Below are 20,683 nucleotides of genomic sequence, written 5' to 3'. Positions count from 1 at the left end.
GCAGCTAGGTGAGCACGGTCAAGGGCACGGAACGTCCGCAGGCGGCAACGCCGATGGACAAGCTGTGGCAGGATAACGGTGCCGAGCGCGCCAGCCACGAGCCAGCGCTGGTGATTGACGTCGCCGGCTTCGAAGGCCCGCTCGACCTCTTGCTCTATCTCGCCCGCAACCAGAAGGTCGACCTGTCGCGCATCTCGGTGCTGGCGCTTGCCGAGCAATATCTGCTCTTCATCGAAAGCGCCCGGCGGATCCGCATCGAGCTGGCCGCCGATTATCTCGTCATGGCCGCCTGGCTTGCCTATCTCAAGTCACGGTTGCTCATTCCCCAGCAGGTCAAGGATGACGGTCCTTCGGGCGAGGAACTGGCGGCAACGCTCGCCTTCCGCCTGAAACGCCTGGAAGCCATGCGCCGGGCGGCGGAGGGCCTCGTCAATCGCAACCGTCTCGGCCGCGATATCTTCGTGCGTGGCGCCCCCGAGCATATTCCCGACCGTCAGCAATCCGCTTATGCGGCAAGCCTCTACGATCTCCTGACCGCCTATGCGGCGCTGCGGCAGCGCAATGCCGTCACCCAGGTGACGATCGAGCGGCGCAGTGTCTGGTCGCTGACCGATGCCCGCGAGCTGTTGACCCAGATGATCGGCGAGATCGGTGACTGGACGGCGATGGAGCATTACCTGCTGCGTTATCTCGCAGCACCCGAGGAACGCGTCACGGCAATCGCCAGCGCCTTTGCCGCCTCGCTGGAGCTGGTGCGTGAGGGCAAGCTCGAAATCCGTCAGGATGGCGCCTTTCAGCCGATATACATGCGCCGCGGTCCAAAACATGCCACGCTGCAGGTGGTGGAGCAGGAGCAGCCGGCTTGATCGATCCGAAGAGCGAAGAGGATTTCGAAGGCGATTTCGACGACAGGAGCCGCGAACTGCAGGCCGAGATCGAGGCCGAGCGCATCGCCGAGGCGCTGGTCTTCGCCTCGTCGCAGCCGGTCTCCGAAGGCTTCCTCGCCGAGCGCCTGCCTGAGAAGACCGACGTGCGCACCATCATGCTGCGCCTGAAGGAGCAGTATGCGCCGCGGGGCGTCAATCTGGTCCAGGTCGAGGGCGCCTGGGCCTTCCGCACTGCCGCCGACCTGTCATTCATCATCCGCCGTGATGACAATGAGGTGAAGAAGCTTTCGCGCGCAGCATTGGAAGTGCTGGCGATCATTGCCTATCACCAGCCGGTGACGCGGGCCGAGATCGAGGATATCCGTGGCGTCCAGACCTCGCGCGGCACGCTCGACGTGTTGATGGAGGCCGGCTGGGTGCGGTTCCGCGGCCGCCGGCGCACGCCGGGCCGGCCGGTGACATTGGGCACGACACGCGATTTCCTCGACCATTTCGGTCTCGAAGAGCTGCGTGACTTGCCGGGTCTCGAAGAGTTGAAGGGAGCGGGCTTGCTGTCGGGCCGCATTCCGGCGAATTTCAATATTCCCTCGCCGTTGATGAACGACGAACTGACCGAGGACGAAGACCCGATCACCCAGATGGACCTCGAGGAATTGGGGTTGTTGGCGCCGCGCGGCACCTCTGAAGATTGAGGGGTTTGCGTCTTGCTTTTGCCATGCATGGCGAAAACAATAGAACCAGCACTTTTCGGCGGGTCAATGGCTTGTCACAAAGGGCGATACCGTGACATTAAGCGCAGTTCAAAGGGCTTGATGTTGGAAACGGTGTCGGAAATCCTTACATCGTGGGAACATAGAAACAGGGAGTAAGCGTAATGATGGGTTCTTTTAGCATGTGGCACTGGCTGATCGTTCTGGTCATCGTGCTGTTGTTGTTCGGTCGCGGCAAGATTCCGGAACTGATGGGCGACGTTGCCAAGGGCATCAAGAACTTCAAGAAGGGCATGACGGACGAGGACGCGCCGGACACGGCAAAGACCGTCGATCACAAGGCCGACGAAACGAAGTAACCAAGTCCGGGAAAAAGCGCAGCCCCCGCGCTTCCCGTCCAGGAGCCTTGCATGTTCGATATTGGCTGGACCGAGCTTTTGGTCATCGCGGTCGTACTGATCGTGGTGGTCGGTCCCAAGGATTTGCCGCCGATGCTGCGCGCTTTCGGCAAGATGACGCAGCGTGCCCGCAAGGTGGCGGGTGAATTCCGTGCGCAGTTCGACGAAGCGTTGCGCGAAGCCGAGCTTGACGATGTCCGCCAGACGATCAGCGACGCCCAGAAGCTCAACCCGGTCAACAGCCTGCGCGAGGCGATGAACCCGCTTCGCCAGATGGGCAACGAGATCAAAGCCGACCTGCAGAAGTCGACCGTGGTCACGGAAAACAAGACCGAGGTGCCTTCTGCTGCGGTCTCTGCCCCGACGCCGTCGATGAGCCTGCCGGAAACGCCGCCGCTGGTGCCTGCGCCGGCGCAGCCTGAACCCGTCGCAGCAGCGGCTGTCCAGGCCGATACGGTTGCCGCCAAGCCGAAACCCGTGCGCAAGCCGCGCGTCAAGGCTGCCGACAAAATCGATGCTGCGGCGGCCGTTGCCGTGCCTGTGGAAAAACCGAAGCGCGCGACGGCAGTCAAAAAGACTGCAACGCCGAAGAAGCCGGCGCAGACGAAGAAGGACGAGGCATGAGCGGTGATATCGAAGACAAGCCGCAGCCGCTGATCGAGCACCTGATGGAGCTGCGCACGCGGCTGATCTGGTCGATCGGCGCGTTTTTCGTCGCCTTCATCGCATGTTTCTTTTTTGCCAAGCATCTCTTCAATTATCTGGTCATTCCCTACAAGACGGCCGTCGTGTGGGCGCATCTCGACGTCGAGAAGGCGCAGCTCATCTACACCGCGCCGCAGGAATTCTTCTTCACCCAGGTCAAGGTGGCGATGTTCGGCGGCCTGGTGGTCGCTTTCCCGATCATTGCCGCCCAGGTCTACAAGTTCGTGGCCCCCGGCCTCTACAAGAACGAGCGTCAGGCCTTCCTGCCGTTCCTGATCGCTTCGCCGGTCCTGTTCCTGATGGGCGCTGCTCTCGTCTACTTCTTCTTCACGCCGATGGTCATGTGGTTCTTCCTGTCGATGCAGCAGGCGCCGGGTCATGACGAGGTGGCGATCTCGCTGATGCCGAAGGTCTCGGAATATCTGAGCCTCATCATGACGCTGGTCTTCTCCTTCGGCCTTGTCTTCCAGCTTCCCGTCGTCACCACGCTGCTTGCCCGTGTCGGCCTGCTGACGTCGCAATGGCTTGCCGAAAAGCGCAAGTTCGCCATCGTCCTCGCCTTCGTCGTTGCCGCCGTGCTGACGCCGCCGGATCCGATGTCTCAGATCGGCCTTGCGATACCGACGATCCTTCTCTACGAGATTTCCATCTATGCGGCGCGACTCGTGGAGCGCCAGCGTGCCCGGCAGGCGGTCGAAAAGGACACCGGATCCGCGGACGTTGCCAAGACGGACAGCGTCTGAGCGGCGATCCCAATCCCCCTTTGTGAGCGCCGCTTAACATCCGGTCGAGGCCCGATCAGGCTTTGGCCGGGTCATCTCTGTTGCAACGACCTGGAACGACGATGCTCGATATCAAATGGATCCGTGAGAATCCCGAAGCGCTCGATGCCGCCCTTGCCAAGCGCGGGGCGGAGCCTCTGGCCCAAAGTCTCGTTGCCCTCGATGAAAAGCGCCGCTCCGCCGTGCAGAAGGCGCAGGACTTGCTGTCTCGCCGCAACATCGCCTCCAAGGAGATTGGCGCGGCGATGGCTCAGAAGAACGGCGAGCTCGCCGAGAAGCTGAAGGCCGAGGTCGCCGAATTGAAGACCCTGCTGCCGGCGGTCGAGGAAGAAGACCGGCAGCTGACGGCCGAACTGAACGACGCGCTCTCGCGCATCCCGAACATCCCCTTCGACGACGTCCCGGTCGGCAGGGACGAGCATGACAATGTCGTCACCCGCACCGTCGGCGAAAAGCCGCGCTGGAACCACGCGCCGAAGGAACACTTCGAAATCGGCGAGGCGCTCGGCTATATGGATTTCGAGCGCGCCGCCAAGCTCTCCGGTTCGCGCTTCACGGTTCTGACCGGGCCGCTCGCCAAGCTCGAGCGCGCGCTCGGCCAGTTCATGATCGATCTCCACACCAGCGAGCACGGCTATACCGAAGTCAGCTCGCCCCTGATGGTGCGCGACGAGGCCGTTTATGGCACTGCCCAACTGCCGAAATTCGCCGAGGATCTCTTCAAGACGACGGACGGCCGCTGGCTGATCCCGACGGCCGAAGTGACGCTCACCAATCTGGTGCGCGAGGAAATCCTCGATCAGGACAAGCTGCCGCTCCGCTTCACCGCATTGACGCCGTCTTTCCGCTCGGAAGCAGGCTCTGCCGGCCGCGATACGCGTGGCATGCTGCGCCAGCACCAGTTCTGGAAATGCGAACTCGTCTCGATCACCGACGCCGAGAGCGCCGTTGCCGAGCACGAACGGATGACCGCCTGCGCCGAGGAGGTGCTGAAACGCCTCGGCCTGCATTTCCGCACGATGACGCTTTGCACCGGCGACATGGGCTTCGGTTCGCGCAAGACTTACGATCTTGAAGTCTGGCTGCCGGGGCAGAATGCCTTCCGTGAAATTTCCTCCTGCTCGGTCTGCGGTGATTTTCAGGGCCGGCGGATGAATGCGCGCTACCGCGGCAAGGATGACAAGAGCAACAGGTTCGTCCACACGCTGAACGGTTCCGGCACCGCCGTCGGTCGCTGCCTGATCGCTGTCCTTGAAAATTATCTGAACGAGGACGGCTCCGTCACGATTCCGGACGTTTTGCTCCCCTATATGGGCGGATTGACCAAGATCGAACGGGCGGCCTGAGGCGATGCGCATCCTGCTTACGAATGACGATGGCATTCACGCCGAAGGGCTCGCCGCCCTGGAGCGGATCGCGCGCACGCTGTCCGACGATGTCTGGATCGTGGCGCCCGAAACCGACCAGAGCGGCCTGGCCCATTCGCTGAGCCTGTCTGAACCGTTGCGGCTGCGCAAGATTTCCGACAAGCATTTCGCGCTGCGCGGCACGCCGACCGATTGCGTCATCATGGGCATCCGGCAGGTGATGGACATCAAGCCGGATCTCGTGCTGTCAGGCGTCAATTCAGGTTCGAACGTTGCCGACGACGTCACCTATTCCGGCACGATCGCCGGCGCCATCGAGGGCACGATGCAGGGCGTGCGCTCCTTCGCGCTGAGCCAGGCCTATCTCTATGAGGACGGCGCGCGCATCGTGCCGTGGGAGGTCTGCGAAACGCATGCCCCAGCGCTCCTGGAAAAGCTGATGGTGCTCGACCTGCCGGAGGGCACGTTCCTCAATCTCAATTTCCCGAACTGCCGTCCCGACGAGGTCGATGGCGCGGAAGTGACCATGCAGGGCAAGCTCGCCTTCAACCTGCAGGTCGACGCCCGCTCCGATGGCCGGGGCTTTCCTTACTACTGGCTGAAGTTCGGCGAACGCGCCGGCGCCTTCATCGAAGGCACCGATATTCACGCCTTGAAGCATAATAAGATTTCGGTAACGCCTTTGAAACTTGATCTGACCGATTATTCCGTGACGGACCGCGTGGCGCGGGCCTTGGGATACGGAGCACAAGTTTGACGGCTAAACTGGCGGAGAAGGAGGGCTTTGCGGCGCTCGTCCTCAGATTGCGTGCCGAAGGCATCTCCGACCTCGATCTGCTGACGGCGGTCGAGCAGACGCAGCGGTCACTGTTCGTGCCGCCGCAATTCGCCGACGACGCCTATTCGAGCCGGACGATACCGATCGAATGCGGCTCCTTCCTCGAAGGCATCGATTTTGCCGTCCGCATCCTGCATCACCTGAAGCTCAAACCAGGACAGCGCGTTCTGGAGATCGGCACCGGCAGCGGCTTTACCGCCGCCGTCATGGGCCGCATGGCCGAGCGTGTTCTGTCCATCGACCGCTACAAGACGCTGACCACGGCAGCGCAGCGACGCATGGAATCGCTTGGTCTGCGCAGCGTCATCGTTCGCCATGCCGACGGAAGCGCCGGCATGCAGGGAGAGGGAACTTTCGACCGCATCCTGGTGACGGCCGCCTTCAATGCCATGCCGCGCTTTTATACCGACCAGCTCGTTTCCGGCGGTTCGATGATCGCGCCACTGATGATTTCAGAAAACGAGTGCCGCATGGTGCGGCTGACGAAAACCGGCAGCCGTTTCGAACGCGAGGAACTGTTCGAAGCTCCCTATCTGCCGATCGTTCCGCGGCTTGCCTCGCTGCTGTAGGGCCTGGCTGCCGCAGGCATAAATGTTTTTCGGCCGGATCGGCCTGAAATCTGAATATGCATCACAATCAGAAAAGCGCTCGAAGTTTTGGGCATCATGCTCTGCGCACTGCGATTTTTTACCCGTAAGCCTATGGTTATCAACTTCTCAAAAATATCGCACTGATTCCAGCATCTTAACCGCGTGGTAATACTAACGCGTTTTAATAGACTCACAAATGGTTGCGTTCTCAGTGGGTCGAGTCATGCGTTTCAGTCTTTCGCCAAAGTTCGGGAAGTCGGCCGGTAATCTTCTGGTTGTTGGCCTGCTGGCAAGTGCCGCAACGGGCTGCAGTTCCGATGTGACACGGTTTGGCGGCTTGTTTTCCTCCTCAGGGCAGGATCAGATCACCACAAGTTCCATTCCGCGCAGGAATATGAACGGTTCTCAGGGTGATCCGGTGCCGCGTGCCGATCTCGGCGGTTCGGCCGTTGCGAGCCAGCAGGGCTATGGCGGCGGCAATGACGCGCTGAATCAGCCTTATCCGGCCCGCCCAAGTTACGATCCGATCCGCGCGTCGAGCTCGAGCGCGCGTCTGGCTTCCGCACCGGTCTCGGTACAGCGGACAGAACTTGCCGCACCGTCGGCTGTGGCGCCATCCCGCCAGCGGGAAAAGGAAGTTGCGCTCGCCCAGCCTTTCCCGGCTACGCCGCAGGCTGAAAAGCCGCGGTTGGTGGCGCCGGCGGTACCCAAGGTGACGCCCGATTCTTTGACGACAGGCACGACGCCGAGGGTTTCCGGCTGGTCCGCAACCAATGCCCCTTCGGTGACGCTGCGTCCGGGTGAAAACATTGCCACGCTCTCCAGGCGCTTCGGTGTCCCGGAAAAGGAAATCCTTCGCGTCAACAATCTGAAGACCGCATCTGCCGCCCAACCCGGCCAGGCGATCCTGATCCCGACCTTCAACGGCGGCAATGCCGCCAAGGCGGCATCGCAGACGGCCGATCTCTCCAAGCCCGGCAAGCTGCCGGAGCCGGTCAAGGCGCCGGAGCAGAATGTCGCTGTCGTTCCAGGCGCCAATTCCGCCCGCGACAAGACCATGGCGAACGCCGATGTCACCGGCAAGCTTCCGGTCGGCGCCGGCAAGGATCCGAAAGCGCCTGCCGGCACCTATGTCGTCAAGCAAGGCGATTCGCTGGCAAAGATCGCCAAGGCGACCGGTACCAATGTCGACGATCTCAAGGCCGCCAATAGTCTTTCGGCTAGCTCGCTGCGCGTCGGTCAAGCCCTGAAGATCCCGAACGGCACCGCCGACAACATCAAGACCGCCTCGATCCCGGCCGAGAAGGTCGATCCGAAGCCGACGCAGCCGGCTGCTGCCCAGCAGACGGCTTCCGTTCAGCCCGCGCCCTACAAGGCGCCGGCTGCCACCCAGACCGTCGACGATGTCGAGAAGAAGTCGGACGTCAGCTCCGACGCGCCGGAATCGACCGGCATCGGCAAATATCGCTGGCCGGTGCGCGGCCAGGTCATTGCTTCATACGGCGCCAACGTCAACGGCAACCGCAACGACGGCATCGACATCTCGGTACCGCAGGGCACGCCGATCAAGGCCGCCGAAAACGGCGTCGTCATCTATGCCGGCAACGGCCTGAAGGAACTCGGCAACACGGTTCTCGTCCGTCACGACGACGGCACCGTCACCGTCTACGGCAACGCCGATACGCTGAGCGTCACTCGCGGCCAGAAGATCCAGCGCGGCCAGACCGTCGCGGTCTCCGGAATGAGCGGCGACGTCAAGCAGCCGCAGGTCCATTTCGAGGTGCGCAAGGACGCGTCCCCGGTTAACCCGATGACTTTCCTGGAATAGGTACAGCGTACCAGGAAGCGCAAAAGCCCGGCCACCCGCCGGGCTTTTGTTTTTTGGCATGTCGTCCGAACTGCGCCTGATGCTACGCGATTTAGGCTCTGTCGATGTGAACGCGCATGCGCCCGGCCAGATCCTGGATATACTGCCAGGCGACACGGCCGGAGCGCGCGCCGCGGGTCGTCGCCCATTCCAGCGCCTCCGCATGCATCTTGCTGCGGTCGAGCCCGAGCTTGAAGTGATCGGCATAGCCGTCGATCATGCCGAGATAATCCTCCTGGCTGCATTTATGGAAGCCGAGCCAGAGGCCGAAGCGGTCGGAAAGCGAAACCTTCTCCTCGACCGCCTCCGACGGATTGATCGCCGTCGACTGCTCGTTTTCCATCATGTGCCGCGGCAGAAGATGACGCCGGTTGGAGGTGGCGTAGAAGAGCACATTGTCCGGTCGCCCTTCGACGCCGCCGTCGAGCGCTGCCTTCAGCGACTTGTAGGCGGTGTCGTCGTGATCGAAGGAGAGATCGTCGCAGAAGACGATCACGCGGTGTGGTGTGTCCTTCAGCAGGTCAAGCAGGTTGGGAAGGCTGGCGATATCCTCGCGATGGACTTCGACCAGCTTCAGCGAGACGCCGCTTTCGCGCCTGACATCCTCGTGCACGGCCTTGACAAGCGAGGATTTGCCCATGCCGCGCGCGCCCCAGAGCAGCACATTGTTGGCGGCATAACCGTCGGCGAAACGCACCGTATTCTCATGCAGGATGTCGCGCACGTGATCGACGCCGCGGATGAGCTTCAATGCCACCCGGTTCGGTCGCTTGACCGGCTGCAGATGCTGGCGCGATGGTGCCCAGACGAAACAGTCGGCGGCATCCCAGTCGTTGAGGGTAGGCGCCGGTCCGGCAAGACGCTCGACGGCGTCTGCGAGCCGTCTCAGTTCGGCAAGCAGGGCTGTGTTGATTTCCTCGGTCATCGGTGGCCTCCTGATTTCTCACTGCGGCAATCTGCTTTGATCTTTGGATGCCGGGTACCATGACGTTTTGACGGCGGAAAGGTTATGAGGCAGCGGAATCGGTACTGTTTCCGGCTGTTTCTGTTGCATTCATCGAAGCGGTAACTATAGTCCGGCAACCTGAAAAGAGAGGCGGAGTTCCGCCGCCCAAGCCTGAGGAGTTTAGCATGTTCATCACCCCGGCATTCGCCCAGAGCGCGACCGATACCGCAACGGGATTCGGCGGCTCCGGTTTCGAAATGATCATCCTGTTCGTGCCGCTGATGGTCGTCTGGTACTTCCTGCTGATCCGTCCGCAGCGCGCACAGGCAAAAAAGCGTGAGGAGACCCTGAAGGCGATCCGTCGCGGCGACCAGGTCGTCACCGGTGGCGGTCTCGTCGGTAAGGTCACCAAGGTCATCGACGACAAGGAAGTTGAAGTCGAGATCGCTGAAGGCGTTCGCGTGCGTATCGTCCGCAGTGGCATTTCGGACGTCCGCGTCAAGGGTGAACCAGTCAAGGCCGACGCAGCGTAACAAGCGATAACGGCAGGACCGCCGGATCGGAAGATCGTCGAGAGAATGTTGCATTTTTCCCGCTGGAAAACACTTCTGATTTGGCTGGTCGCGTTTGCGGCCATCGTCATCGCTGCGCCCAATTTGCTGACCGAGGCGCAGCGTTCCTCTCTGCCGGACTGGTTGCGCCACGACCGCATGACGCTCGGCCTCGACCTGCAGGGCGGTTCGCATATCGTTCTGAAGGTCGAGCGTTCCGATATCGTCAAGGACCGCCTGGAGCAGGCGGTCGCCAATGTGCGCAACGCGCTGCGCGGCGCCGGCATCCGCTATACCGGGCTGACCGGCAATGACCAGACCGTCACCGTCCGGATCACCGATCCGGCCCAGACACAGGCGGCGGTCGATCTCCTCAAGCCTTTGACGACGGCTGCAGGACGTTCAGGACCTGAGATCGCGCTGCAGCAGGGCGGGGAGGGGCAACTCTCGCTGCAGATTTCCGACGCCGGCATTACCGCCGACGTCGCCTCGGCCCGGACCCGGTCGCTCGATATCGTAGGCCGCCGCATCGCCGGATTCGGCTATGACAATTTCCTCGTTCGCCCCGATGGCGCCGACCGGATCGTCGTGCAGGTGCTGGGCTCGCTCGATGCGGAGCGGCTGAAAAACATCCTGAACCAGCCGGCCAAGCTTTCCTTTCATCTGATCGACGAAAGCATGTCGGGGCAGGAAGCGCTGAACGGCCGTTGGCCGGCCACATCGCAGGTGCTCTATTCGCTGGACGATCCGCCGGTACCTTATCTCGTCGACCGCACCGCTTTCGTCAGCGGCAGCAACATGGTCGATATCGAGCCTGTCGTCGATCCGCAGACGCAGGATACCTCGATCACCTACCGTCTCGACGCCGAGGGCACGCAGCGGCTGGCGCAGGCGACCGGGCAGAATATCGGCAAGCACCTTGCCATCGTTTTCGATGACCAGGTAATGTCGTCACCGGTCATCGATGCGGCGATCACCGGCGGTGAGGGCCGGATTTCGGCAAACTTCTCCGAGGATGGCGTCCGCGACCTTGCCATCATGCTGCGTGGCGGCGCCTTGCCGGCGACGCTGACGAGCGTTGAGGAGCGTAGCGTCAGCCCGACATTCGGCGCCGATTCCATCTTCAGCGGCCTTATTGCCGGCCTCGTCGCCGTTGTACTGGTCGCAGCGCTGATGATCGCGCTTTACCGTATTCTCGGCGTCATCGCCGTCGTCTCGCTCTTCTTCAACCTGATCCTCATCGTCGCGGTGCTCAGCCTTGCCGGCGCGACGCTCACCTTGCCGGGCATTGCCGGCATCGTGCTCATCGTCGGCATGGCCGTCGACTCGAACGTGCTGATCTACGAGCGCATCCGGGAAGAAGAGAAAACCACCCATTCCTTTGCGGAGGCCGTCGGTCGGGGTTTCTCGCGTGCATTCGCAACGATCGTCGACGCGAATGTCACGATCTTCATCGCCGCCATCATCCTCTTCTTCCTCGGCAGCGAAACCATCCGCGGTTTCGCGGTGACGCTGGCGGTCGGCATCCTGACGACCGTCTTCACGGCTTTCACGCTGACGCGTTCGATCGTCGCCATCTGGTTGAGACGGCGCCATCCCCGGCATCTGCCGAAGAGTATCCTCACCCATCTTTTCGAGCATGCCAATATTCGTTTCATGGGGATCCGCCGTTATGTCTTCACGGCCTCGGCGGTTATTTCGCTGATCGCCATGGCCGCCTTTGCCACCGTCGGCCTGCATCTCGGCATCGATTTCACTGGCGGCTCGCTGATCGAAGTGACGGCGAAGCAGGGCAATGCCGACATCGCCGATCTCAGCTCGCGCCTCAATGATCTCAATCTTGGGGATGTCAGTGTCGAACGCACCGGCGGCCCGCCGAACGCGCGGATCCGCATCGCTTCCCAGGGCGGTGGCGAGAATGCCGAGCAGTCGGCGGCGACGCTGGTGCGCGGCGAGCTCCAGGAGGATTATGATTTCCGCCGCGTCGAGGTCGTCGGCCCCGCCATCTCCGGCGAATTGACGATGATGGCGACGCTCGGCGTGCTGGCAGCGCTGGCGGCGATCCTGATCTATATCTGGATCCGCTTCGAATGGCAGTTCGCCGTTGGCGCCATCGTCGCAACGCTGCACGACGTCATCATCATGCTCGGTCTTTTCGTCCTCACCGGCATCGAGTTCAATCTGACGAGCATCGCCGCGGTCCTGACCATTGTCGGTTATTCCCTGAACGACACGGTCGTGGTCTATGACCGCATGCGCGAGAATCTCAAGCGATACAAGAAGATGCCGCTGCCGATCCTGATCGATGCCTCGATCAACCAGACGCTGTCGCGCACCGTTCTGACCGCGGCGACGACGCTGCTCGCCTTGCTCGCACTCTATCTCTTCGGGGGCGACGTCATCCGCTCCTTCACCTTTACGATGCTCTTCGGCGTCGCTCTCGGCACTTTCTCTTCGATTTATATCGCCGCTCCTGTATTGATCGTCTTCCGGCTGCGGCCGGAGGCTCCCGACGGGGAAGAGAGCAACAAGACGGATGCTGGTGTAAAATCCGGCACGGTGGTTTGAAAGCATGGCAAAAGGCATAGAAATCCGCGCTGCGCATTTCCCCGGGCGCGCCCCGATCGACACTTACGGCAATGGCGGTTTCCGTTTTGCCGACATGTCGCATCGCGGCTCGATCCTTTGCCTGCCTTCCGGCATTCATGGCTGGGACATGGATATGTCGAAACCGCTGTCGCCGGAAAATTTCCGCCGTGTGCTGGATGAGGCTAGTGATATTGAAGTTTTGCTCGTCGGCACCGGAACCGAGCTTCGCCGTCTGCCTGAGGAATTGAAGCTGGCGCTGAAATCACGCGGCATCTCCTCCGATCCGATGAGCACCGGGGCTGCGGTGCGCACCTTCAATATCATGCTGTCGGAGCAGCGCGCCGTCGCCGCGGCATTGATCGCGGTCTGACGATGACGGAAGCGAATAGTACGACGAACCAGGAGATCTGCCTGGCGATGCTGCGTGACAGCGATCGCGACCGCTATCTCGCCTGTCTGCTGTCGCCGGAGGAAAAGCGCGGCGCGCTTGCAGCTCTCTATGCCTTTAATGCCGAGCTTGCCCGCGTCCGCGATCTCGTGCACGAGCCGTTGCCTGGCGAAGTCAGGCTGCAATATTGGCACGATCTGCTGGAGGGCAGCGCACATGGCTCGACCGCGGCCAATCCCGTCGCCTCTGCACTTCTGGCCGCGATCGAAACGCACCGTCTGCCGCGCAAGACGCTGATCGACATGGTCGAGGCCCGCACTTTCGATCTCTATGACGATCCGATGGAGACCCGTCTCTCGCTTGAAGGTTACGCCGGCGAGACGGCATCCGCCCTGATCCAGCTGGCAAGCCTCGTGCTTTCACCTGAGGAGGCCGCCCGATCGGCCGACGCTGCCGGCCATGCCGGCGTTGCCCAGGCCGTCGCCGGGCTATTGCTGCTGATGCCGCTGCATCGCCGCCGTGGCCAGGTCTATATTCCGCTGCAGATCCTGTCGGCCACCGGTCTCGACCGCGATACCTTCCTTGCCGGCGACGATAGGCCGCGCATCTCCGCCGCCATCGAGGCTTTTGCCGGTCTTGGTCGCGAACATCTGGCGAAGGCGAGAGCGGCAGGGCCGATTGCGGCAGCCGTGTTTCCAGCCTTCCTGCCGACGGTGCTCGCCGAACCGGTGCTCGTCAAGGCGCAAAAACGCGGCGCCTCGCTGTTCGACCATCCGCTGCAGCCGCCGCAATGGCGCCGCCAGTTGCGGATGGGGCTGGCTGCGGCACGCCGGAAAATCTGACATCGGTCAAATTCGCGCAAGTCTCGCGCGTTACAACACTTCCACCGCTACCCTTTGATCGGAGACTCGGCGTGGGCATTATCGTCTGGTGCGTTCTTTTCGCCATTGTTGTTTTCTTTGCTTTTGTGGCCACACGTATGGCCGCGCAGAACAAGGAAGATGGCCTGCATGACACGGGCCTCGCCATCATCGAGTTCGGCCGCGCCTTTCCGACCGAGGCGATCCGCCAGTTGCAGGCGACGGAAAACGGCCAGGCCATCTTCGTACGCCTGCACGATAATAAGGCGGGCTTCATGCGCAACATGTCGCGCCACTTCGCCTGCCATCTGATCGAGCCGGGCCGCGTGCGTGTCGTCGGTTCGGAAACGGGCAGGGGACTGGCGATCGACTTCCTCGATGCGCCCCATCACAATGGTGATTTTGAATTCGCTTCCGCCAAGGAGGCTTCGGAAGTGTCGCTCTGGCTGCTCGGCAATTATATTGCCGAGCCGGATAAGGACCTGCCATCCGGCAATCTGCCGGCGGCGAACAAGCAGTAGAAGCGCCGGTCAGGCGCTTTCGGCAAGCGTCAGACTCTGGCCAAGCCAGGCGGCGCAGTCTGCCAGCGCGCGGCGCGCGATCAGCTGCCGCTTCATGATCGTCTTGTCCTTGCCGCGGAAACGCTTGACGCCCTCGGGCTTGACGATCGAACCCGGCTGGAGCTCCGGAAACAGCCCGAAATTGATGTTCATCGGCTGGAACGATCGTTTACCCGGCTCCTCGTCGGTGACGATATGACCACCGGTGATATGGCCGAGCAGCGAGCCGAGCGCCGTCGTCGCCGGCGGCAGCGAGATCGCTTCGCCCTTGCGTTCGGCAGCGGCGAAACGCCCGGCCAGCAGCCCGACGCTGGCGCTTTCCACATAACCCTCACAGCCGGTGATCTGACCGGCAAAGCGCAGGCCGGGCCGCGATTTCAGCGTCAGAGACGGGTCGAGCAGGGTGGGGGAGTTCATATAGGTGTTGCGGTGCAGGCCGCCGAGACGGGCAAATTCTGCATTTTGCAGACCCGGGATCATCCGGAAGATGTCCGCCTGTGCGCCATATTTCAGTTTCGTCTGAAAGCCGACCATATTGTAGAGCGTGCCGAGCGCATTGTCCTGCCGCAGCTGCACGACGGCATAGGCCTTGACCGTCGGATTATGCGCGTTCGTCAGCCCCATCGGCTTCATCGGCCCGTGGCGCAGCGTCTCGCGGCCGCGTTCGGCCATCACTTCGATCGGCAGACAGCCGTCGAAATAGGGCGTGCCTTCCCATTCCTTGAAACCGACCGTGTCGCCTGATACCAGCGCGTCGACGAAGGCATTATACTGCGCCTCGTCCATCGGACAGTTGATGTAATCCTTGCCGGTGCCGCCGGGACCGACCTTGTCGTAGCGCGACTGATACCAACAGATATCCATGTCGATGCTCTCGCGGTAGACGATCGGCGCGATGGCGTCGAAGAAGGCGAGCGAATCCTCGCCCGTTTCCGCCTGGATAGCGTTTGCGAGCGACGGCGCCGTCAGCGGTCCGGTGGCGACGATGGCGAGATCCCAGTCGCTCGGCGGCAGGCCGGTGATCTCTTCCCGCATGACCGTGATGAGCGGGTGCTCGTGGATTGCCTTGGTCACGGCTTCAGAGAAGCCATCGCGATCGACGGCGAGTGCGCCGCCGGCCGGCACCTGGCATCGATCGGCAGCGGCCATGATCAGCGAGCCCGCCATGCGCATTTCGGCATGGATGACGCCGACGGCATTGCTAGTCGCATCGTCGGAGCGGAAGGAGTTGGAGCAGACGAGTTCGGCCAGGCCGTCGGTCTTGTGCGCATCGGTGCCGCGTACGCCGCGCATTTCATGCAGGATGACGGGAATGCCGGAACTGGCGATCTGCCAGGCGGCTTCCGAACCGGCAAGCCCGCCGCCGACGACGTGGATGGGGGAATAGGAGGAGGTCGTGTTCATCCCGGGCTGATATCATGTCGGCAGGTGCGATCCAACACCCCGGAATCAAAAACGGCGCCTGATGGCGCCGTCTTGGAAGCATCGTGCCCGTTATTAACGGAACGAGCGGGATGCGATATTGCGGATGTCGTAGCGGCTGACGCCGATATCGGACAGGGTCTGGTTGGAAAGGCCGCCGAGTTCGTTGAGCGTACGGCGGTAGCTGAGCCAGCTTTTTGCAATGCGGATCGGGTTCATCGTTTTCTTCCTATGTCCGCGGGACGGCGGGATCGCCTGTCTCTCTGCGGTTGGTGTTTATATAGGCGATATCGGTCCTATTGTGCAGTGCAAATAAAAGGCGTCTGCCATGCAATTGTGCAATGTGATGCTCGTAAATTGGGCGGTGAATATTTTTTGAGCGGGCTAACGAAGCCGGAAAAACATGCAACCCGGCCGCCCCGCATGCAGACAAAAGAAAACGCCCGCTGTGGGTACAGCGGGCGTTTCGATCGAGAACAATCGCGCTTGGGAGGAGCCGCGATCGCCTGGAATTAGCGGGCAGAAGCCTCACGGGCAACGCGATGGATGTCCGAACGGTCGATGCCGAGGTCATGCAATTCGCGGTTGGTCATGCGACCAAGTTCCGTGACGGTCTGACGATACTTGCGCCAGTTATTGAAAGAGCGAGAGAAGTTCATGTTAAGCCCCTTTCTGAGGGTTTCATCTGCCAGCAGCCACCGATCGGCGCTGACCTCTATTTGATGACCAGAATATATGTTGCGGCGCGAAAGACTAAAACAGCCAAGTTTTCAGATCACCTATGCGGAGTATGCAATGCTCATGGGGTATTTGACGCAGACTTGCCGTTTTTTGGTCAATGAATAGGCAGAATGACTCTTGGGTAAGCAAGTCGGTTGAGAGCGCTGAATGGATACCAATGGAGAAAAACGCTTCTCCCTCCGGCGATTCCGGCCGTCCAACTGATGCAAAGAGCGGTTTCCGCTTCGGATCGGAAGCTGCCCATCCGTTCGCAGGGTCGGCGGGGCGGCGTGGCGACAATGTAGCGCGAGGCGCCATGCGACGGAAAAAGCACAGACCGTCAAGGCTTTAATCGCGCTTCGGCTTAACAAAAACGCCCGCCGGGGGAGGATCCGGCGGGCGTGTTATGGTGCTGGCAACTGGGAGGAGGAGGGTTGCCAGCCTATCGCAGCGCGCTGGGAGGAGAAGTGCGCAGCTGCGAATCTCGTCACGGACAATAGATCCGAGGGCATCCGGCTGAGCCGTGCCAGGGCGCCATCCCCGTGCTTCGATACCTCAAACAAATAGTATGACTAATGATTATTTTGCAGTGCAATAAATTCATGAGTGACATGCGCAAAATGCATACCTCTCGGTTCATATGTCTATATTAGCGCTTCTGACGTTAGCGCCCGGTTAACACTCGATACAAGTTAGACCAATGAGGAACTTGTATATTTGTCGCAAGAGCGTTTGCGAACACCCTTGCTGCGTCTATAACGGCGTGAGCCGCTGCGCCGCAGTCGACGTCGCGGAAATAAGGGGTGGAGCATGTATCGCGGCAGATTGGAGCGAGATCTCTCGCTCTGGGTAGGCAAGGGCTTGCTCGGGCAGGAAGCGGCAAGCGCACTTCTCGCCGAGTATGACAGCCGACCGGCAAGTTTCAGCCTTGGCAGGGTGCTGATGGCGCTGGCGGCGGTGCTGCTTGCCGCTGCCATCCTGCTGGTCGTCGCCTCCAACTGGGAGGCCATCCCGCGCCTTGTCCGCGTCGGCGGCATCCTCGCGCTGATCTGGGTGGTGCACATCGCCGCCGCCCGGATGCTTGCCCGCGGTTCGACAGCGGCCGCAGGCGGCTTGCTGGTCATCGGCGCGATGAGTTTCGGCGGTGCCATCTCACTTGTCGGGCAGATGTATCATCTCTCCGGCGACGAGCAGACGGTGATGTATCTCTGGTTCGCCATCGCGACGGTCTCGGCAATCCTGTTCCGTTCGGGCGCCGTGACCATCGTCGCCGGCTTCCTCTCCTGGGCGTCGTTCGCCGTCTACCTGCAGAATAACGACACGCATTGGATAGGCGTCGATCCCTGGATGGCGCCCATCATGGCGGCGATCACAATCGCCCTGGTGCGGTATACCGGCGCCGAGCGGGCCCGCCATCTGGCCTATCTGCTTTTGATCGGCTGGCTCGCCTGGCTCTATACTCTCTATGAGGAGATCGCCGTGGCGCTCGCCTTCGCGATCGGCGGCATGGTGGCGTTCGTCCTGACGGCGTTACCGCTCCCGCGGATCGCCTCCCTGGTCAGGAGCGCCGGTGCGGCCCCGGCCTTCTACAGCTTCCTTGTCGCCGCGATCGGCTTCCTGCTGCTGCATATCGAGATCGAGGACGGCTGGCGGCTGGTGGTGCTCGGCGTGGCGACGCTTGCCGCTTCCGTGCTGGCAATCGCCCTGCATGGCAGGAATAACGGCGCGGTGCGTTATCTCGCCTACACCACCTTTGCCGCCGAGATGCTGTATCTTGCCTCCGTCACTGTCGGCTCGATCCTCGGTACGTCGAGCCTCTTCCTGTTCTCCGGTCTCGTGGTGGCACTTGTCGCGTGGATCGTCATCCGTCTCGAGCGGCGTTTTTCGGCGAATGCACAGTCGGCGAATGGACAGGGGGAGCGCGCATGAGCTCGTTCATGGCAAGGCTGCAATCCGGTAGGGGTTATCTCTTTTCGGCGATCATCGTCGCCGGTCTGCAGACCCTTATCCTCGGCACGATCATCCAGAGCCGGGCGTCTATCCTCAGCAATGGCGCCGAGGTGCTGCTGAAGACGGCGCCCGTAGACCCGCGCGATTTCCTGCGCGGCGATTACGTCGTCTTGAACTATGACATTTCTTCGGTGCCGGTGCAGACGGTTTCCGGTGGCATTCCGGCCGAGCCCGGCGAACGCGTATTATGGGTTCGGTTGAAGAAGCAGGAGGACGGTTTCTGGACGGTGATCGAATCGTCCTTTCATGAACTGTCGCCGCAGCCGGAGACCGTGATTCTGCGCAGCCAGCCATTCTACAGCGGCGGACTTGCCGCGGGCGACAGCATCCGTGTCGAATACGGCATCGAGCGCTATTACGTTCCGGAAGGCGAGGGCAAGCCGATCGAGGAGGCCCGCAATGACGGCAATGTCGCTATATCAGTGCGGGTTTCGCCTGATGGAAGCCCGCAGATTCGCAGCCTTCTCGTTGACGGCAAGCCGGTTTACGACGAGCCGCTTTACTGATCCGGCGGCACTTCGTAGCAGGGCGGCTTCTGAAGCGCAGATCGCTGTCATTGACCGTTCATTTTTCCTTTGCCTCGGCCAAATCGGGTGATATAGAGACGCCGCGCTCCGGAAGGCCTCATGCGCAGGCATAGGCATGCGGTTTTGTGAACGCGGGTATGGTGAAATTGGTAGACACGCCAGATTTAGGTTCTGGTGCCGCAAGGCGTGGGAGTTCAAGTCTCTCTACCCGCACCAAGCTGTTTGCAGGCGGGAGACTGAGAATCGGTTGTTCCAGAACAATTGAAAGTTGTCCCGAATAGCCCGCGAGTGCCGTTCCGCTTTGGGCGGAATGATATGGAATTGGAAAAGCCACGCGCGGCACGCTGCCGGCGTCGTGCTCATTGAAACGAACGGCGTCTGGGCACGGCCGCCACGACATGAAGGTAGGAAGACATGCAGGTTATCGAAACGCTCGCTGAAGGGCTGAAGCGCGAAATCAAGGTCGTTATCCCGGCCAAGGACATGGAAGACAAGATGAATGAGCGTCTTGCCGATGTGAAGGACAAGGTTCGCATCAACGGCTTCCGTCCGGGCAAGGTCCCCGCTGCTCACCTGAAGAAGGTCTATGGCAAGTCGATCATGGCCGACCTCGTCAACGAGATCGTCCGCGAGCAGCCGGCCGCCATCCTGTCCAGCCGCGGCGAAAAGTCGGCCACGCAGCCGGAAATCGCCATGACGGAAGACAAGGACGAAGCCGACAAGATCCTCGCCGCCCAGCAGGATTTCGAATTCACGCTCTCCTATGAAGTGCTGCCGCCGATCGAACTGAAGTCGGTCAAGGGCATCAAGGTCACGCGCGAAGTCATCGACATCTCGGACGACGAAGTCAACGAGCAGGTCCTGAAGGTCGCCGAAAGCGCTCGCGCCTACGAGACCAAGACCGGCAAAGCCGCCAACGGCGACCGCATCACCATGGATTACGTCGGCAAGGTCGACGGCGAAGCCTTCGAAGGCGGCACCGACCAGGGCGCCGAACTGGTGCTCGGCTCCGGCCGCTTCATTCCTGGCTTCGAAGACCAGCTCGTCGGCGTCAAGGCTGGCGACGAGAAGACCATCACCGTGACCTTCCCGGCCGACTATCCGGCCAAGAACCTCGCCGGCAAGGAAGCGACCTTTGATGTCACCGTCAAGGATGTCGCAGCCCCCGGCGCTGTCGAGATCAACGACGAACTCGCCTCCAAGCTCGGCATCGAATCCGCCGACCGCCTGAAGGAAATCGTTCGTGGCCAGATCGAATCGCAGTACGGCTCGCTGACCCGCCAGAAGCTGAAGCGTCAGATCCTCGACCAGCTCGACGAGATGTACAAGTTCGAGACCCCGAACTCGCTCGTCGACGCCGAATATAACGGCATCTGGAGCCAGGTGAACAACGACCTCGCCCAGTCCGGCAAGACCTTCGAGGACGAAGACACGACCGAAGAAAAGGCACGCGAGGAATACAAGACGCTCGCCGAGCGTCGCGTCCGCCTCGGCCTCGTTCTCTCCGAAATCGGCGAAAAGGCAGGCGTCGAAGTCAGCGAAGACGAAATGCAGCGCGCCATCTACGATCAGCTGCGTCAGTATCCGGGCCAGGAAAAGCAGATCCTCGAATTCTTCCGCAGCCAGCCGGGTGCCGCCGCTTCGATCCGCGCGCCGATCTTCGAAGAAAAGGTCATCGATCACCTGCTCACCGAAATCGACGTTACCGACAAGAAGGTGACGAAGGAAGAGCTGCTCGCCGAGGAGGAAGGCGAGGCTAAGGCCGAGACCAAGAAGGCCGCGCCGAAGAAGAAGGCTGCCGCCAAGGCCGAAGCAGCCGACGCCGGTGAAGGCGAAGAAGCCGCACCGAAGAAGAAGGCTGCACCGAAGAAGAAGGCGGCTGACGAAAGCGCCGAATAATCGCTTTCCGGTTCTGACGTTTGGAGGCCTCGCACAATCGTGCGGGGCCTTTTTCTATTATCTGGGG

At 61.4% G+C, this 20,683-nt stretch carries 21 protein-coding genes and 1 tRNA gene; 18 read left to right on the top strand and 4 right to left on the bottom strand.

Going from position 1 to position 20,683, the window contains the following annotated elements; translation table 11 throughout:
* Positions 1-8: 8 nt before the first annotated feature.
* From FHT79_RS13960 to FHT79_RS13920, 9 genes are all read left to right on the top strand, one after another.
* Positions 9-866, top strand: a complete 858-nt coding sequence (locus tag FHT79_RS13960; protein WP_047614779.1) for a ScpA family protein — start codon at positions 9-11, stop codon at positions 864-866.
* Positions 863-1,579, top strand: a complete 717-nt coding sequence (scpB, locus tag FHT79_RS13955; protein WP_047614781.1) for an SMC-Scp complex subunit ScpB — start codon at positions 863-865, stop codon at positions 1,577-1,579. The genes FHT79_RS13960 and scpB overlap by 4 nt, the downstream gene beginning before the upstream one ends.
* 185 nt (positions 1,580-1,764) lie before the next feature.
* Complete coding sequence (locus FHT79_RS13950; RefSeq protein ID WP_097594684.1) at positions 1,765-1,956, top strand: twin-arginine translocase TatA/TatE family subunit; 192 nt, start codon at positions 1,765-1,767, stop codon at positions 1,954-1,956.
* A 51-nt stretch (positions 1,957-2,007) separates the two neighbouring features.
* Positions 2,008-2,619: a Sec-independent protein translocase protein TatB gene (gene tatB / locus FHT79_RS13945; RefSeq protein ID WP_097594615.1), complete on the top strand. Its 612-nt coding sequence runs from the start codon at positions 2,008-2,010 to the stop codon at positions 2,617-2,619.
* Positions 2,616-3,443, top strand: a complete 828-nt coding sequence (gene tatC, locus FHT79_RS13940) for a twin-arginine translocase subunit TatC (RefSeq protein WP_047614785.1) — start codon at positions 2,616-2,618, stop codon at positions 3,441-3,443. The genes tatB and tatC overlap by 4 nt, the downstream gene beginning before the upstream one ends.
* 101 nt (positions 3,444-3,544) lie before the next feature.
* Positions 3,545-4,828 carry a serine--tRNA ligase gene (serS, locus tag FHT79_RS13935; RefSeq protein ID WP_047614787.1) on the top strand — a complete coding sequence of 428 codons (1,284 nt, stop codon included), beginning with the start codon at positions 3,545-3,547 and terminating at the stop codon, positions 4,826-4,828.
* Positions 4,829-4,832: 4 nt separating this feature from the next.
* Positions 4,833-5,606 (top strand): 5'/3'-nucleotidase SurE, encoded by a 774-nt coding sequence (gene surE / locus FHT79_RS13930; RefSeq protein WP_017964058.1) that lies wholly within the window; start codon positions 4,833-4,835, stop codon positions 5,604-5,606.
* Complete coding sequence (locus tag FHT79_RS13925) at positions 5,603-6,256, top strand: protein-L-isoaspartate(D-aspartate) O-methyltransferase (RefSeq protein WP_047614790.1); 654 nt, start codon at positions 5,603-5,605, stop codon at positions 6,254-6,256. Before surE ends, FHT79_RS13925 begins: the two co-directional genes overlap by 4 nt.
* A 244-nt stretch (positions 6,257-6,500) precedes the next feature.
* Positions 6,501-8,105 (top strand): M23 family metallopeptidase, encoded by a 1,605-nt coding sequence (locus FHT79_RS13920; RefSeq protein ID WP_097594614.1) that lies wholly within the window; start codon positions 6,501-6,503, stop codon positions 8,103-8,105.
* Between the two features lie 91 nt (positions 8,106-8,196).
* On the opposite strand, the gene FHT79_RS13915 is transcribed toward FHT79_RS13920, so the two are convergent.
* Positions 8,197-9,069 (bottom strand): ATP-binding protein, encoded by an 873-nt coding sequence (locus FHT79_RS13915; RefSeq protein WP_047614793.1) that lies wholly within the window; start codon positions 9,067-9,069, stop codon positions 8,197-8,199.
* 206 nt (positions 9,070-9,275) lie between these two features.
* Here FHT79_RS13915 and yajC point away from each other — a divergent pair, with 206 nt between their 5' ends.
* From yajC to FHT79_RS13890, 5 genes are all read left to right on the top strand, one after another.
* Positions 9,276-9,623 (top strand): preprotein translocase subunit YajC, encoded by a 348-nt coding sequence (yajC, locus tag FHT79_RS13910; protein WP_047614795.1) that lies wholly within the window; start codon positions 9,276-9,278, stop codon positions 9,621-9,623.
* Between the two features lie 45 nt (positions 9,624-9,668).
* Positions 9,669-12,209, top strand: coding sequence for a protein translocase subunit SecDF (gene secDF / locus FHT79_RS13905; protein ID WP_047614797.1), 2,541 nt, complete (start codon positions 9,669-9,671; stop codon positions 12,207-12,209).
* 4 nt (positions 12,210-12,213) lie between these two features.
* Positions 12,214-12,600, top strand: coding sequence for an Mth938-like domain-containing protein (locus tag FHT79_RS13900; protein WP_047614799.1), 387 nt, complete (start codon positions 12,214-12,216; stop codon positions 12,598-12,600).
* A gap of 2 nt (positions 12,601-12,602) precedes the next feature.
* Positions 12,603-13,460, top strand: coding sequence for a phytoene/squalene synthase family protein (locus FHT79_RS13895; protein WP_097594613.1), 858 nt, complete (start codon positions 12,603-12,605; stop codon positions 13,458-13,460).
* Between the two features lie 71 nt (positions 13,461-13,531).
* Positions 13,532-13,999: a hypothetical protein gene (locus FHT79_RS13890; protein ID WP_047614802.1), complete on the top strand. Its 468-nt coding sequence runs from the start codon at positions 13,532-13,534 to the stop codon at positions 13,997-13,999.
* 9 nt (positions 14,000-14,008) lie between these two features.
* Here FHT79_RS13890 and trmFO read toward each other — a convergent pair whose 3' ends face one another.
* The 3 genes from trmFO to FHT79_RS13875 form a co-directional block, all read right to left on the bottom strand.
* Positions 14,009-15,442: a methylenetetrahydrofolate--tRNA-(uracil(54)-C(5))-methyltransferase (FADH(2)-oxidizing) TrmFO gene (gene trmFO, locus FHT79_RS13885; protein ID WP_097594612.1), complete on the bottom strand. Its 1,434-nt coding sequence runs from the start codon at positions 15,440-15,442 to the stop codon at positions 14,009-14,011.
* A gap of 93 nt (positions 15,443-15,535) precedes the next feature.
* A complete protein-coding gene (locus FHT79_RS13880; RefSeq protein WP_003573524.1) occupies positions 15,536-15,679 on the bottom strand; it encodes a DUF1127 domain-containing protein in 144 nt (47 codons plus the stop codon).
* A gap of 293 nt (positions 15,680-15,972) precedes the next feature.
* On the bottom strand, positions 15,973-16,119 hold the full coding sequence (locus FHT79_RS13875) for a DUF1127 domain-containing protein (RefSeq protein WP_003558908.1): 147 nt from the start codon (positions 16,117-16,119) through the stop codon (positions 15,973-15,975).
* An 871-nt stretch (positions 16,120-16,990) separates the two neighbouring features.
* Here FHT79_RS13875 and FHT79_RS13870 point away from each other — a divergent pair.
* From FHT79_RS13870 to tig, 4 genes are all read left to right on the top strand, one after another.
* Entirely contained in the window at positions 16,991-18,109 is a 1,119-nt protein-coding gene (locus FHT79_RS13870) for a DUF2157 domain-containing protein (RefSeq protein WP_097594611.1), read from the top strand.
* Entirely contained in the window at positions 18,106-18,696 is a 591-nt protein-coding gene (locus FHT79_RS13865) for a GDYXXLXY domain-containing protein (RefSeq protein WP_047615681.1), read from the top strand. Before FHT79_RS13870 ends, FHT79_RS13865 begins: the two co-directional genes overlap by 4 nt.
* 152 nt (positions 18,697-18,848) lie before the next feature.
* A tRNA-Leu gene (locus FHT79_RS13860) sits at positions 18,849-18,933 on the top strand.
* Between the two features lie 198 nt (positions 18,934-19,131).
* Entirely contained in the window at positions 19,132-20,616 is a 1,485-nt protein-coding gene (gene tig, locus FHT79_RS13855; RefSeq protein ID WP_047615683.1) for a trigger factor, read from the top strand.
* Positions 20,617-20,683: the final 67 nt, after the last annotated feature.

This window comes from Rhizobium sp. BK212 (genome assembly GCF_014197475.1).
In the GTDB taxonomy this organism is placed as follows: Bacteria; Pseudomonadota; Alphaproteobacteria; order Rhizobiales; family Rhizobiaceae; genus Rhizobium; species Rhizobium anhuiense.
This window is presented reverse-complemented; position numbering and strand designations above follow the sequence as displayed.

Coding starts and splice junctions, on each gene's coding strand:
- FHT79_RS13950 (WP_097594684.1), top strand. CDS start 1,765: ATGGGTTCTTTTAGCATGTGGCACTGGCTGATCGTTCTGGTCATCGTG.
- tatB (WP_097594615.1), top strand. CDS start 2,008: ATGTTCGATATTGGCTGGACCGAGCTTTTGGTCATCGCGGTCGTACTG.
- tatC (WP_047614785.1), top strand. CDS start 2,616: ATGAGCGGTGATATCGAAGACAAGCCGCAGCCGCTGATCGAGCACCTG.
- serS (WP_047614787.1), top strand. CDS start 3,545: ATGCTCGATATCAAATGGATCCGTGAGAATCCCGAAGCGCTCGATGCC.
- surE (WP_017964058.1), top strand. CDS start 4,833: ATGCGCATCCTGCTTACGAATGACGATGGCATTCACGCCGAAGGGCTC.
- FHT79_RS13920 (WP_097594614.1), top strand. CDS start 6,501: ATGCGTTTCAGTCTTTCGCCAAAGTTCGGGAAGTCGGCCGGTAATCTT.
- FHT79_RS13915 (WP_047614793.1), bottom strand. CDS start 9,069: ATGACCGAGGAAATCAACACAGCCCTGCTTGCCGAACTGAGACGGCTC.
- yajC (WP_047614795.1), top strand. CDS start 9,276: ATGTTCATCACCCCGGCATTCGCCCAGAGCGCGACCGATACCGCAACG.
- secDF (WP_047614797.1), top strand. CDS start 9,669: ATGTTGCATTTTTCCCGCTGGAAAACACTTCTGATTTGGCTGGTCGCG.
- FHT79_RS13900 (WP_047614799.1), top strand. CDS start 12,214: ATGGCAAAAGGCATAGAAATCCGCGCTGCGCATTTCCCCGGGCGCGCC.
- FHT79_RS13895 (WP_097594613.1), top strand. CDS start 12,603: ATGACGGAAGCGAATAGTACGACGAACCAGGAGATCTGCCTGGCGATG.
- trmFO (WP_097594612.1), bottom strand. CDS start 15,442: ATGAACACGACCTCCTCCTATTCCCCCATCCACGTCGTCGGCGGCGGG.
- FHT79_RS13880 (WP_003573524.1), bottom strand. CDS start 15,679: ATGAACCCGATCCGCATTGCAAAAAGCTGGCTCAGCTACCGCCGTACG.
- FHT79_RS13875 (WP_003558908.1), bottom strand. CDS start 16,119: ATGAACTTCTCTCGCTCTTTCAATAACTGGCGCAAGTATCGTCAGACC.
- FHT79_RS13870 (WP_097594611.1), top strand. CDS start 16,991: ATGTATCGCGGCAGATTGGAGCGAGATCTCTCGCTCTGGGTAGGCAAG.
- FHT79_RS13865 (WP_047615681.1), top strand. CDS start 18,106: ATGAGCTCGTTCATGGCAAGGCTGCAATCCGGTAGGGGTTATCTCTTT.
- tig (WP_047615683.1), top strand. CDS start 19,132: ATGCAGGTTATCGAAACGCTCGCTGAAGGGCTGAAGCGCGAAATCAAG.